Here is a 13,387-nt window from a genome sequence, read left to right as displayed (position 1 = left end):
CAGCGGGCTTTTCATTTATGTCATCTACAAGGGAATGCGGTGAACCAAACCACGAGGTCGAGGCCACCAGGATCAAGCCGGTTCTTTTTTCACTCTGAACCAAGCCGCATACAACGCCGGCAAGAACAGCAACGTCAACGCCGTCGCCACAATCAGCCCGCCCATGATCGCCACCGCCATCGGCCCGAAAAACACACTGCGCGATAATGGAATCATCGCCAGCACCGCCGCCAGCGCGGTCAACACAATCGGCCGGAAACGTCGCACCGTCGCCTCGATGATCGCCTGCCAGGGCTTGAGTCCGGCAGCGATGTCCTGCTCGATCTGATCCACCAGAATCACCGAGTTACGCATGATCATCCCGGACAGCGCGATGGTCCCGAGCATGGCGACGAAACCGAACGGCTGACGGAACACCATCAGGAACAACGTCACCCCGATCAAACCCAGCGGCGCGGTCAGAAACACCATGACCGTGCGTGAGAAGCTGCGCAGTTGCAGCATCAGCAACGTCAGTACCACCACGATGAACAGCGGCACCCCGGCCTTCACCGAGTTCTGCCCACGGGCCGAGTCTTCCACCGTACCGCCGACTTCCAGCAGATAGCCGTCCGGCAGTTCGGCGCGGATCGGATCGAGGGTCGGCATGATTTGCTGCACCAGTGTCGCCGGTTGTTCCTTGCCGTAGATGTCGGCGCGAACCGTCACGTTGGGCAGGCGGTTACGGTGCCAGATGATGCCTTCTTCGAAGCCGTATTCCAGCGTGGCAATCTGCGACAGCGCCACGCTGCGACCGTTGTCGGTCGGCACGGCCAGGCTCGGCAGCAATGCCAGTTCAGTGCGCTCATGCACCGTGCCGCGCAGCAGGATCTCGATCAATTCGTTGTCTTCGCGGTACTGACTGACACTGGAGCCGGTCAGCGAGCTTCGCAGGAACCCCGAGAGGTTCGCCGTGCTCACGCCCAGCGCCCGCGCGCGGTCCTGATCGATGTTCAGGTACACGACTTTGCTCGGCTCTTCCCAGTCCAGATGCACGTTGGCCACGTGTGGATTCTCGCGAACCTTGGCCGCGACTTTGCGCGCCAGGGCGCGGACGTCCGCAATGTGTTCACCGGTGACCCGGAACTGCACCGGATAACCGACCGGCGGGCCGTTCTCCAGTCGCGTGACCCGCGAGCGTAGGGCCGGGAATTGTTCGTTGAGGGTTTCGATCAGCCAGGTACGCAGGGCTTCGCGTTCTTCGATGGTTTTGGCCAGGACTACAAACTGCGCGAAGCTCGCGGCCGGAAGTTGCTGGTCCAGCGGCAGGTAGAAACGCGGCGAACCGGTGCCGACATAAGCCACGTAGTTGTCGATCCCGGCGTGATCCTTGAGCAGACCTTCGAGACGTTTCACCTCTTCGGCGGTGTTGCTCAGGGAGGCGCCTTCGGCCAGTTTCAGATCGACCATCAATTCCAGCCGCCCCGATGCCGGGAAGAACTGCTGCGGCACGAAACGGAACAGCACCACGGACGCGACGAACATCACGATGGTCAGCACGATCACCGTTTTGCGTCGGCGCACGCACCACTCCACCAGCCGTCTGACGCGCTGATAGAACGGCGTACCGTAAGGGTCTGGCTGGTCGGTGCCGTGTTTGGCGGCGTGAATTTTCGCCAGGTCCGGCAGGAGTTTTTCCCCCAGATAAGGCACAAAAACCACAGCGGCCACCCACGACGCCAACAGCGCGATGGTCACCACCTGGAAGATCGAGCGAGTGTATTCGCCGGTGCCCGATTGCGCGGTGGCAATCGGCAGGAAACCGGCGGCGGTGATCAACGTACCGGTGAGCATCGGGAACGCGGTGCTGGTCCAGGCATAGCTGGCGGCCTTGATCCGGTCGAAGCCCTGCTCCATTTTGATCGCCATCATTTCCACGGCGATGATCGCATCATCCACCAGCAAGCCCAGCGCCAGCACCAGCGCGCCGAGGGAAATCTTGTGCAAGCCGATGCCGAGGTAATACATGCAGGCGAAGGTCATCGCCAACACCAGCGGTATCGCCAGCGCTACGACCATGCCGGTGCGCACGCCGAGGGAGAAGAAGCTCACCAGCAACACAATCGCCAGGGCCTCCACCAGTACCTGAACGAACTCGCCAACACCGGTTTTCACCGCGGCGGGTTGATCGGAGACCTTACGCAACTGCATGCCGGCCGGGAGGTTTTGCTGAATCCGGGCGAACTCGATTTCCAGCGCCTTGCCCAATACCAGAATATCGCCACCGTCCTTCATGGCCACCGCCAGACCGATGGCGTCTTCAGCCATGAAGCGCATGCGCGGCGCCGGTGGATCGTTGAAGCCACGACGAACGTCCGCCACATCACCGATACGGAACGTGCGATCTGCAACGCGGATAGGGAAGTTCTTGATCTCGTCGACTGTCTGAAAATTTCCCGAGACCCGTAGCTGTAAACGCTCGCTGGTGGTTTCGAAGAAGCCGGCGGTGGACATCGCGTTCTGTTCTTCAAGTGCCTGCTGCACCGCCGCCAGCGGCACTCCGAGGGTGGCCAGTTTAACGTTGGAGAGTTCGATCCAGACCTTCTCGTCCTGCAACCCGAGCAGGTCAACCTTGCCCACATCCTTGACCCGTTGCAGCTGAATCTGGATGCGGTCGGCGTAATCCTTGAGCACTGCGTAGTCAAAACCCTCGCCGGTCAAGGCGTAGATGTTGCCGAACGTGGTGCCGAACTCATCGTTGAAAAACGGGCCCTGGATACCCGGTGGCAGGGTCTGGCGAATATCGCCGATTTTCTTGCGGACCTGATACCAGAGGTCCGGGATATCCACCGAATGCATGGAATCGCGCGCCATGAACGTCACCTGGGACTCGCCCGGGCGGGAGAACGAGGTGATCCGTTCGTACTCGCCGGTTTCCATCAGTTTCTTTTCAATACGCTCGGTGACCTGACGCGCCACTTCTTCAGCCGTGGCTCCCGGCCAGTTGGTACGAATTACCATGGCCTTGAAAGTGAACGGCGGGTCTTCGCTTTGGCCAAGCTTGGTGTAGGACAACGCCCCGACGACAGCCAGCAGGAGCATCAGGAACAGTACGATCTGGCGGTTACGCAGCGCCCATTCGGATAGATTGAAACCCATCGGGGATTACTCCTTGTGCGCCAGATTGACCACGCGGTTGGAGCGATCCACCGGGCGCACTTGCTGCCCGTCGTGAAGCACATGAACACCGGCCGCCACCACCCAGTCACTGGCGTTCAGCCCCTCGAGCACCGGCACGGTTTTCTCGCCAAATGCACCGACCCGCACCGGGACTTTTTTCAAGGTGTTGTTGGCGCCGACTACCCATACGTAGGTGGCGCCGTTTTCTGCGGTGAGGGCCGACAGCGGCACTGACAACGGCACCACTTCGGCGGTCTGGATGAACACCCGGGCGCTCTGGCCGAGTTCGGCGGGAACCTTGCCGGCGGTAAAAGCGATACGAGCGGCAAAAGTGCGGGATTTTGGATCGGCGGCAGGCGACAACTCACGGATCTGCCCAGGAAAACGCTGATCGGGTTGGGTCCAGAGCTCCACCGAGACCGGCTGACCGACCTTGAAACGACCGAAGCTCTGCTCCGGCAGGCTGATCAACACTTCGCGCTCGCCATCGGTGGCCAGGGTAAACACGGTTTGCCCGGCCGCCACCACTTGCCCGACTTCAACCGAACGCTTGGCCACCACGCCATCCTGCGGCGCACGCAGCACCGCGTAACTGGCCTGATTGGTCGAGACATTGAATTCGGCTTTGATTTGCTTGAGGCGGGCCTCACCGGAGCGGTAGAGATTTTCCGCGTTGTCGTACTGCGAACGGCTGACCATCTGTCGCTCCATCAGCGTCTTGTAGCGATCACGCTCGGCGCGCACCAGGTTCAGATTGGCTTCGGCAGCCGCGACCTGGGCACGGGTGGCTTCCAGTTGCAGGCGCACGTCCTGAGGGTCGAGTTCCGCCAGGGGTTGGTCAGCCTTGACCCGCTGCCCTTCTTCGACCAGTCGTCGGCTGACTTTGCCGCCAATCCGGAAGGCCAGGTCCGGCTCATACCGCGCGCGAACTTCACCGGGGTAACTTTCCATTGCCTGGGCCGAGGGCTCTGGCTGCACCACCATGGCTGGGCGCACGCTGACCGGAGGGGCTTCTTCATGGCCACACGCTGACAATAAAAAAGCCAGACTGACCGGCAACGCGAGGGGCAAGGCAAAGCGCAGCATGGTGAACGACCTTTCGCTAATGGGGCTTGGAATAATTATACTGACCAGTATGTTATTAATAGCAAACTCACCAGTCCAGTATTAAAAGCGAAGAATGTCAGACAATCTTTCCACCCCCAGCGGTCCGGGCCGTCCCAAGGATCTGGCCAAGCGCCGGGCAATCCTCGACGCGGCGAAAATCCTGTTTTTGAGTAAGGGATACGCCAACACCAGCATGGATGCCGTAGCGACTGAGGCCGGCGTGTCGAAGCTGACGGTCTACAGCCACTTCAACGACAAGGAGACGCTGTTCTCTTCCGCCGTCGTGGCCAAATGCGAGGAACAATTGCCTCCGCTGGTTTTTGAATTGCCGGACGGCATCGCCGTGGAAACCGTGCTGCTGAACATCGCACACGGCTTTCATCAGCTGATCAACAGCGACGAATCGGTGAACTTGCACCGGCTGATGATGACGCTGGGCAGCCAGGACCCGAAACTTGCACAGATCTTCTTCGAGGCCGGGCCGGAACGCGTGCTGCATGGCATGGAGCGTTTGCTGAGCAAGATCGATCAGAGTGGCGTGTTGAGCATCGACAAACCGCGCAATGCCGCCGAGCACTTCTTCTGCCTGCTCAAGGGCGCGGGGAATTTCCGCTTGCTGTATGGCTGTGGTGAGCCGGTAACCGGGGATGCGGCCGAAGCCCATGTGCAGGAAGTGGTGGGGTTGTTTATGCGGGCTTATCGGCCGGAGTCGGCCTGATCGATTTGTGGTGTTTGGGCCGACGCTATCGCGGGCAAGCCCGCTCCCACAGATTCCGAGGTGTTCTCGGATATTGTGCCTAACACAAAACCTGTGGGAGCGAGGCTTGCCCGCGATGGGAGCGACTCGGTCTTAAGGCTTGAGCGCTTTCTTCGGATAAATGTCATACCGGCTGGATTTACCGTCCAGCGCATGACTCGGTTTCGGCCCGTCAATGCACGGCGCCTTGCGCGGGCGTTTGACCACCACCCGGTGACTGGCCAGGGCCAACGCCGCTTCGAGTAGGGCCGGCGCATCCGGATCATCGCCGACCAGCGGCCGGAACAGACGCATTTCCTTCTTCACCAACGCGGTTTTCTCACGATGGGGAAACATCGGGTCGAGGTAGATCACCTGCGGCGGCTCGCCTTCCCAGTTGCGCATCACCTCGATCGAATTGCCCTTGAGCAAACGCATCCGCGCCACGATCGGCGCTACGTCGAAATCTTCCGCGCCGCGCGCCAGGCCATCTTCAAGCAAGGCGCCGATCAGCGGCTGGCGCTCGATCAGGCTCATCTCGCAGCCCAGGCTGGCCAACACGAACGCGTCCTTGCCCAACCCGGCCGTGGCGTCCAGCACCCGTGGCCGCACGCCTTGGGCGATGCCGACCGCCTTGGCGATCATCTGACCGCTGCCGCCGCCGTACAATCGACGATGGGCCGCGCCACCCTCGACGAAGTCGACCCGCACCGGCCCCGGTGCATCCGGCCCCAGTTGTTGCAGCTGCAACCCCTGCTCGCCCACCTGCAAGGCAAACTCGCCGTCATCCACCTGCAACGGCAAACCCAGGCGCTCGGCCCATTGCTCGGCCTGTGGCTGGAAAGTCGCGCCCAAGGCTTCGACATGGATGCGGCAGGCCGCAGGTTGCTCAATCATGGGAAAACACGCTCAAAAAATTAATGATCGGCAAAAACGGCCGATAACCAAACTATCGAGCATTTTGCCAGAGCTGAGCGTCGACCGAGAAAAATGTCAGGCATTCAACGCACATCGATAGGTTACATCTCGCCCCACGGCGATTTTGGCCTGCGAAATTCCCAAGCACTGAGCGGCGTCAGTCACCTGTGGCAGGATTTTTTTGCCCAGGCCCTGGCCGATCAGTCGGGCGATGTGGTGCCGGCGTCGCTCAACTTTCCGCCGGTCGATCTCGACAGCCCGGTCGAACCGACCGTCGGCAGCGAGCTGCTGGCGCACATCATTTCCCAGCGCGAATGTGATGTGAAAGAAACCGAAGTCCGCCCGCCGGAACCATTGTTTCTGCCAATTGCCGAGTTCGAAATGGACCTGGCCGACAAACCATTCCCGCCGTTCCCGCCGGAAGAAATCGTCGCGCAACAGAAACAGCAGGATTTCGAAAGCGGCTGGGTTCGCCCGATCGTGCTCACTGCCGGTCAACCGCTGCCCGAGCCTGGTGCCGCGCCGCAACCGCGTCCGCTGCACTTGCCGATCGCCGAGTTCGAACTCGACCTGCTGGACAAGCCGTTCCCGCCGTTCTCACCGCAAGAGTTGGTGGAACAGCAGAAACAACTCGATTTCGATAACGGCTGGGCGCGCCCGATCGTTCTGCAGAACCTGCGCATCGCCGCATAACCCCTCAGCGGCCCAGCCCCTCGGTCCGCCCCCATCAGCCTTTGAAGAACTGATTGGCCTTCTGGAACGGCATCGACCGGGAAGTGAAGCCGAAGGTCCCGTGCTGCTGGATTTCCTCGGCCGCGCGCAGGAACTCGCCATACGCTGCCAAAGCCAGGGCTGAACCGACGCTGATGCGCTTGACGCCCATTTCGCTCAACTGCGCAACCGTCAGCTTGAGCCCGCCCGACATCAACACATTGACCGGTTTTGGCGCCACGGCACGAACCACCGCCAAGACCTCTTCGGCATTGCGCAGGCCTGGGGCGTAAAGCACGTCCGCGCCGGCCTCGGCGAATGCCCGCAAGCGGCGAATGGTATCGTTGAGGTCAGGATTGCCGTGCAGATAGTTCTCGGCACGGGCTGTCAGCGTGAAGGGAAAAGGCAAACTGCGAGCTGCTGCGACGGCGGCTTCGATACGCGCCACCGCATGTTCGAAGCAGTAGATCGGACCGTCCTCACGCCCCGTGGCATCTTCGATCGAACCGCCTACGGCACCGGCCTGAGCGGCCCGCAGAATACTTTGGGCGCACTCGGCAGGAGCGTCGGCAAAGCCGTTTTCGAGATCCACCGCGACCGGCAAATCAGTGGCCGCGACAATCGCCTCAACGTTTGCCAGGGTATCGTCGAGCGTCAGCCCGCCATCAGGACGGCCCCGGGAAAAGGCATAACCGGCGCTGGTGGTTGCCAGTGCCTCGAAGCCAAGGCTGGCGAGCATTTTCGCCGAGCCGGCGTCCCAGGGGTTGGGAATGACAAAAGTGCCCTCGCGTTCGTGCAGTGCTTTGAACGCCTGGGCTCGAAGGGTTTGCGCATCCATTGGCAGGCTCCTGAAAAAGGGAAAACCCGCTTCAGAGCAAACCAAGTTGCTCGGCGGCGGGTTCTCTGTATAGCTCAGGCAGCGGCGGCAAGCCAGGCAGACGCAGCATCAGTTGTGCGTGAAAACGTTGAGCCAGTTTTGCCGCCAGCAGGTTATCGGCGGTGTGCAGGAAGATATATGGCGTGCGGCCCTCTTCGATCCAGACGGCGATTTTCTCGACCCATGGCACCAGGAACGGATCGTTGGCTTCCAGCTCCGGATGGCCGATGAAGCGCACCTGTGGAAATTGAGTGAACGCTGCAGGGCGAGGCGGCACCCTGGGCTTTTTCGATTGGGCGTGGAGCACCGAAGGATCAGTCGAGGTGCAGCTGAACAGCGCGCGCGGATCGAGGCAGATGCGCTCGACGCCACGATCCAGCAGCAGACGATTGAGCATTCGCTCGGCATCGCCCTTGGCAAAGAACTCGTCATGCCGCACTTCGACCGCCAACGGTCGGTCCACGGCATCGATAAAACCGGCCAGCTCCGACAGTCGTTGCGGGGTGAAGCTTTTGGACAATTGCAGCCACAATGGCGAAACCCGCGCCCCTAGAGGACTGAGCAATTGCAGGAAGGTTTCGGCGGCGGTCAGTTGTTCGCGCAGGTCACCGCTGTGGCTGATGTCGCCAGGGAATTTGGCGGTGAAGCGAAAGTGTTCGGGCATGGTCTCGGCCCAGCGCTGCACGGTGGCGGCAGCCGGGCTCGCGTAGAAGGTGGTATTGCCTTCCACGGCGTTGAACACTTGAGAATAAAGATCAAGAAACTCGGCGGGCCTGGCGTCTTGTGGATACAAGTAGTCACGCCAGGCGTTTTCGCTCCAGGACGGGCAGCCGAGGTAATAAGGCAGCATCAGATGTACAGGTCGAGACCCAGCACATCCGCATCCCAGTCGACAAAAGTGGCAGTGCTCAGGTAACTGGCCAGTGCCATCGCCACGCTTTTGCTCATGGCGCGGTGATAAATCATGTCTTGTTGACGCGCGGGAAGATTGCTCAGGCGTTGCGCGGAGGCTTTAGCGGCGCGGGCTGCCAATTGCTCTTCGGTAGGGAATTCCAGCTCGCCGTCGATATCGACGGAGTCATCCTCAGACACAGGGCCTTTGCGGGGCTTGCGCTTGATCGGGTAGGACTGGGAGGAAACGCCGTCTATACGCATAAGTGCATGCTCGGTATCGATGATGGCAGTTTAGTGGCGCATTACCCACTTCGCAAACCGCCGAGTGATAACTAGAACACAGAAAAACGAAAAGGTTTAAAAGCGGCGGGCAGAAACTGATGATTAGCTATTTCCGTTAGATCGCCTTCGCGGGCAAGCCTCGCTCCTACAGGTATTGAGTCGGACACAATAGTGCGGCGTCTTGGTACCTGTAGGAGCGAGGCTTGCCCGCGAAGGGGTCAACTCGGAATCAAGGATTACCGCGCTTTCGGGGTCGCGACTTTATCGCGCAGATACACCGGCTGCGCCTGATCGGCCACGATCGCCTCACCGCGTTCCCAGGCGAAACGCGCCAGGGTCAGCAAATCTTCGGCGTGGGGCAGCATGCCCGCGTCCTGGCCGCTCAGGTTCACCGCAATACGCTCGGCATAACCCCAACCGGTGCCCGCGCCGAACCACTCGCCGCTGGCATCGACCGGCAACGCGGCGGCTTCCGGTGGCAATACCGCTTCGTTGCCCACCAGCCGCATCTCCCCCGCCGTTTCGCGGTAGCAGCCCCAATACACCTCATCCATACGCGCATCGATGGCTGCCGCGACCTGGCTGACGCCGTGTTCGCGATAAGCCCGCTGGGCGAGGACGGCGAGATTGGACACCGGCAACACCGGACGGTCCAGCGCAAACGCCAGCCCTTGCACCACGCCGATGGCAATCCGCACACCGGTGAACGCACCCGGCCCGCGGCCGAACGCGATGGCATCGACCGCTTGCAGCGTGGTCTCGGCATCGGCCAGCAGTTGCTGGATCATCGGCAGCAGCTTCTGCGCATGCAGGCGCGGGATCACCTCGTAATGGCTCGTGACCTTGCCGTCATGCAGCAAGGCAACGGAGCAAGCTTCAGTCGCGGTGTCCAGGGCCAGCAAGGTGCTCATCGATGTATCCGTAAGAGAGGTCAGAAAAAGTGCGCCAGTATAAACAACTACGGCCCGCAAGCGGGCCGTAGAAGATGAAGCCGATCAGACTTTTCAGCTCAGTGCTTCAAGCACCTTGCCGGTAATCGTCTCAACCGAGCCGACGCCAGGAATATGGCTGTACTTCGGCTTGCCCTGAGCAGCGGCAAGGCCCTGGTAGAACTCCACCAGCGGTTTGGTCTGGGAGTGGTAGACCGACAGGCGATGACGCACGGTTTCTTCGGTGTCGTCCTTGCGCTGCACCAGCTCTTCACCGGTGATGTCGTCTTTGCCGGCGATTTTCGGCGGGTTGTAGACGGTGTGGTACACGCGGCCGCTGGCCTCGTGAACGCGACGACCGGCGATACGTTGAACGATCTCTTCGTCATCGACGGCGATTTCGACCACGTTGTCCAGTTCCACACCAGCTTCTACCAATGCTTCAGCTTGCGGAATGGTGCGCGGGAAACCGTCGAACAGGAAACCGTTGGCACAGTCAGGCTGCGCGATACGGTCCTTGACCAAAGCGATGATCAGATCGTCGGAGACCAGACCACCGGCATCCATGATGCTCTTGGCTTTAACACCCAGCTCGGTGCCGGCTTTTACGGCAGCACGCAGCATGTCGCCGGTAGAGATTTGCGGAATGCCGAATTTTTCGGTGATGAACTTAGCCTGAGTACCTTTACCGGCCCCGGGAGCTCCCAGCAGAATGACGCGCATTAGATGTGCTCCTCAATTTTTTATTTAGAATTACTTAAACAAAACAAAGGATTCGCCTCGTAGGGCCAATCTCAAAAAATAGGGTCGTGACCGCCCAAACGGCCAAAGGCTGATCAAGATACACAGCAGGCCCTGCCCACACAAGCCGCCGAAAGTCGGAGAAACCTGCGCCGGATGTGCCCTTTCGAAGGGGTACCCCAAGTCGCAACCCCATCATTAACTGTCGCGTGACAGACCTTTTCGACCGCTCGCCGGCAGGCACTCGACGCTCGCGCCGGGTGCCTGTTCCCTAAGACGAAAACCTTAGCCGGTATTTCGCAAACCGGCGGCAATCCCCGCCACAGACACCAGCAACGCCTGTTCTACCGGGCTGCCCTGCGCCTCATCCTGTTGCCGCGAACGGGCCAACAGTTCGGCCTGCAATAGATGCAGAGGGTCGAGGTAAGTGTTGCGCAGGCGGATGAATTCAAGGGTGTCTGGGCTATGTGCCAGTAGCTGGGACTGACCCGTCAGCCCCAGAACCACCGCACAGGCCTGCGACAATAGGTCGCGTAAATGCGCCCCCAAAGGGAGCAGATCCGGCTCGACCAGGCGCTCGTCGTAAGACTGGGCGATATCGGCGTCGGCCTTGGCCAGCACCATTTCCAGCATATCGATGCGGGTGCGGAAGAACGGCCATTGCTCGCGCATCTGCCCCAGCAGCTCCCCTTCGCCGCGCTCCAGCGCCTTGCTCAACGCCGTTTCCCAGCCGAGCCAGGCCGGCAACATCAGGCGCGTCTGGGTCCAGCCGAAAATCCACGGAATGGCGCGCAGGCTTTCGATGCCGCCGGCGCGGCGCTTGGCCGGGCGGCTGCCCAACGGCAAGCGCCCCAACTCCTGCTCCGGGGTGGACTGGCGGAAATACTCGACGAACTGCGGATTTTCCCGCACCACGGCACGGTAAGCCTTGACCCCATCGGCGGCCAATTCGTCCATCAAATGGCGCCAGGCAGGCTCGGGAGGCGGTGGCGGCAGCAAGGTCGCTTCCAGCACCGCCGCCAAGTACAGATTGAGGTTTTGCTCGGCGATGTCCGGCAGGCCGAATTTGAAACGAATCATTTCCCCCTGCTCGGTGGTGCGGAAGCGCCCCGCCACCGACCCCGGCGGCTGCGACAGAATCGCCGCGTGCGCCGGGCCACCACCACGCCCCACGGTGCCGCCGCGACCGTGGAACAACAGCAGTTCCACTTGTTGCTCGCGGCAAATATCCACCAGCCGCTCCTGCGCCCGATACTGCGCCCAGGCCGCCGCCGTAGTGCCGGCGTCCTTGGCCGAGTCGGAATAACCGATCATCACTTCCTGCGGCCCTTGCAGCCGCGAGCGATAACCCGGCAGCAACAACAGTTTCTCGATCACCGGGCCGGCGTTATCGAGGTCGGCGAGGGTTTCGAACAGCGGCACCACACGCATCGGCCGCAATACGCCGGATTCCTTGAGCAGCAACTGCACGGCCAGCACATCGGAAGCAGCGCCGGCCATGGAAATCACGTACGAGCCGAGGGAAGCCCCCGGCGCGGCAGCGATTTCCCGGCACGTCGCCAGCACTTCGCCGGTGTCGGCAGACGGCTTGAAGTAGGCCGGCAGCAACGGCCGGCGATTGTTCAGTTCACGCATCAGGAAGGCGATGCGCTCCTCTTCGTTCCAGTCTTCATAACGACCCAGGCCGAGGTAGTCGGTGATTTCGGTCATGGCCGCGGTGTGGCGGGAGGAGTCCTGGCGCACATCGAGGCGTACCAGGAACAGCCCGAACGTCACCGCACGGCGCAAGCAGTCGAGCAACGGACCGTCGGCGATGACGCCCATGCCGCATTCATGCAGCGAGTGGTAGCACAGCTCCAGCGGGTCCAGCAGGTCGCGGTTGTTTTGCAGCACATCGGCCGACGCCGGTGTGGTTGCCGTCAGGGAGGCATGGGCCCAGTTGCGAGTTGCGCGCAGGCGCTCACGCAACTGCTTGAGCACCGCACGGTAAGGTTCGGCGCTGTCGCCAGCCTTGGCTTTCAACGCGTCACTGGCCTGCTGCATCGATAACTCGGCGGCGAGGTGATCGACATCGCGCAAGTACAAATCGGCGGCCATCCAGCGTGCCAGCAACAATACTTCGCGGGTCACGGCGGCGGTGACGTTGGGGTTACCGTCGCGGTCGCCGCCCATCCACGAAGCAAAGCGAATCGGTGCGGCTTCCAACGGCAAGTGCAGGCCAGTGGCGGCATGCAGAGCCTGATCGGCCTTGCGCAAATAGTTGGGAATCGCCTGCCACAGCGAATGCTCGATCACCGCAAAGCCCCACTTGGCTTCATCCACCGGCGTCGGGCGGGTGCGGCGGATTTCTTCGGTGTGCCAGGCTTCGGCGATCAGGCGCTGCAAGGTGGTCTTGATCTGCTCGCGCTCGGCGGTGGTCAGGTCGCGATGATCCTGGGCCGCCAGTTGCGCGGCGATCGCGTCGTACTTCTGGATCAGTGTGCGTCGCGCCACTTCGGTGGGGTGCGCGGTCAATACCAGTTCGATGTCCACCCGCCCCAGTTGCCGGGCCAGGGATTCGGCGTCATGGCCGGCAGTCAACAGGCGAGCGAGCAACTCCGGCAACACCCGGGCCTCGAACGGCGCGGGTTGTGACTCTTCGCGGCGGTGAATCAGCTGATATTGCTCGGCGATATTGGCCAGGTTGAGGAACTGGTTGAACGCCCGCGCCACCGGCAGCAATTCGTCTTCGCTCAACTGGTTGAGACTGGCGCTGAGTTCGGCATCCATCGATCCGCGACGGTCGGCCTTGGCGCCTTTGCGGATTTGCTCGATCTTGTCGATAAAGCCATCCCCGTACTGCTCACGAATGGTGTTGCCCAACAGCTCACCCAACAGGTGAACGTCCTCGCGCAAGCGTGCATCAATATCGGTCATCAGCAGTTCTCCAGCGAAAATCCGGGCGGCTATGCTTTGATAATAGAGAGTGCCGTTGTAAAGCGGTTCTTACAAGTAAACCAGGGACTGCAAACCCCGAACGTTGCAGCTAGGCTC

At 61.2% G+C, this 13,387-nt stretch carries 11 protein-coding genes; 2 read left to right on the top strand and 9 right to left on the bottom strand.

Going from position 1 to position 13,387, the window contains the following annotated elements:
* Positions 1-72: 72 nt before the first annotated feature.
* Positions 73-3,138 carry an efflux RND transporter permease subunit gene (locus AC30D7_RS05315; protein WP_490133333.1) on the bottom strand — a complete coding sequence of 1,022 codons (3,066 nt, stop codon included), beginning with the start codon at positions 3,136-3,138 and terminating at the stop codon, positions 73-75.
* A 6-nt stretch (positions 3,139-3,144) separates the two neighbouring features.
* Positions 3,145-4,245, bottom strand: a complete 1,101-nt coding sequence (locus AC30D7_RS05310; RefSeq protein ID WP_490133332.1) for an efflux RND transporter periplasmic adaptor subunit — start codon at positions 4,243-4,245, stop codon at positions 3,145-3,147.
* A 94-nt stretch (positions 4,246-4,339) separates the two neighbouring features.
* On the opposite strand from AC30D7_RS05310, the gene AC30D7_RS05305 reads away from it, so the two are divergent.
* A complete protein-coding gene (locus AC30D7_RS05305; RefSeq protein WP_230175144.1) occupies positions 4,340-4,984 on the top strand; it encodes a TetR/AcrR family transcriptional regulator in 645 nt (214 codons plus the stop codon).
* Positions 4,985-5,116: 132 nt separating this feature from the next.
* Here the strand turns inward: AC30D7_RS05305 and AC30D7_RS05300 are convergent, their stop codons facing one another.
* Entirely contained in the window at positions 5,117-5,899 is a 783-nt protein-coding gene (locus AC30D7_RS05300; protein ID WP_018926668.1) for a class I SAM-dependent methyltransferase, read from the bottom strand.
* A gap of 93 nt (positions 5,900-5,992) precedes the next feature.
* Here AC30D7_RS05300 and AC30D7_RS05295 point away from each other — a divergent pair, with 93 nt between their 5' ends.
* On the top strand, positions 5,993-6,613 hold the full coding sequence (locus AC30D7_RS05295; RefSeq protein WP_019581603.1) for a hypothetical protein: 621 nt from the start codon (positions 5,993-5,995) through the stop codon (positions 6,611-6,613).
* Between the two features lie 34 nt (positions 6,614-6,647).
* On the opposite strand, the gene AC30D7_RS05290 is transcribed toward AC30D7_RS05295, so the two are convergent.
* The 6 genes from AC30D7_RS05290 to ppc form a co-directional block, all read right to left on the bottom strand.
* Entirely contained in the window at positions 6,648-7,469 is an 822-nt protein-coding gene (locus AC30D7_RS05290) for an isocitrate lyase/PEP mutase family protein (protein WP_433785258.1), read from the bottom strand.
* A gap of 31 nt (positions 7,470-7,500) precedes the next feature.
* Positions 7,501-8,361, bottom strand: a complete 861-nt coding sequence (locus tag AC30D7_RS05285) for a DUF72 domain-containing protein (RefSeq protein WP_490133464.1) — start codon at positions 8,359-8,361, stop codon at positions 7,501-7,503.
* Positions 8,358-8,663, bottom strand: coding sequence for a hypothetical protein (locus AC30D7_RS05280; RefSeq protein ID WP_490133331.1), 306 nt, complete (start codon positions 8,661-8,663; stop codon positions 8,358-8,360). Before AC30D7_RS05280 ends, AC30D7_RS05285 begins: the two co-directional genes overlap by 4 nt.
* Before the next feature lie 257 nt (positions 8,664-8,920).
* On the bottom strand, positions 8,921-9,595 hold the full coding sequence (gene tsaB / locus AC30D7_RS05275) for a tRNA (adenosine(37)-N6)-threonylcarbamoyltransferase complex dimerization subunit type 1 TsaB (RefSeq protein ID WP_490133330.1): 675 nt from the start codon (positions 9,593-9,595) through the stop codon (positions 8,921-8,923).
* A 93-nt stretch (positions 9,596-9,688) separates the two neighbouring features.
* Positions 9,689-10,336, bottom strand: a complete 648-nt coding sequence (gene adk / locus AC30D7_RS05270; RefSeq protein WP_007940185.1) for an adenylate kinase — start codon at positions 10,334-10,336, stop codon at positions 9,689-9,691.
* Between the two features lie 303 nt (positions 10,337-10,639).
* Positions 10,640-13,270, bottom strand: coding sequence for a phosphoenolpyruvate carboxylase (gene ppc, locus AC30D7_RS05265; protein WP_490133329.1), 2,631 nt, complete (start codon positions 13,268-13,270; stop codon positions 10,640-10,642).
* Positions 13,271-13,387: the final 117 nt, after the last annotated feature.

The organism is Pseudomonas sp. DF5 (assembly GCF_058148225.1).
The sequence above is the reverse complement of the archived record's forward strand: the minus strand, read 5'-3'. Positions and strand labels throughout refer to the sequence as shown.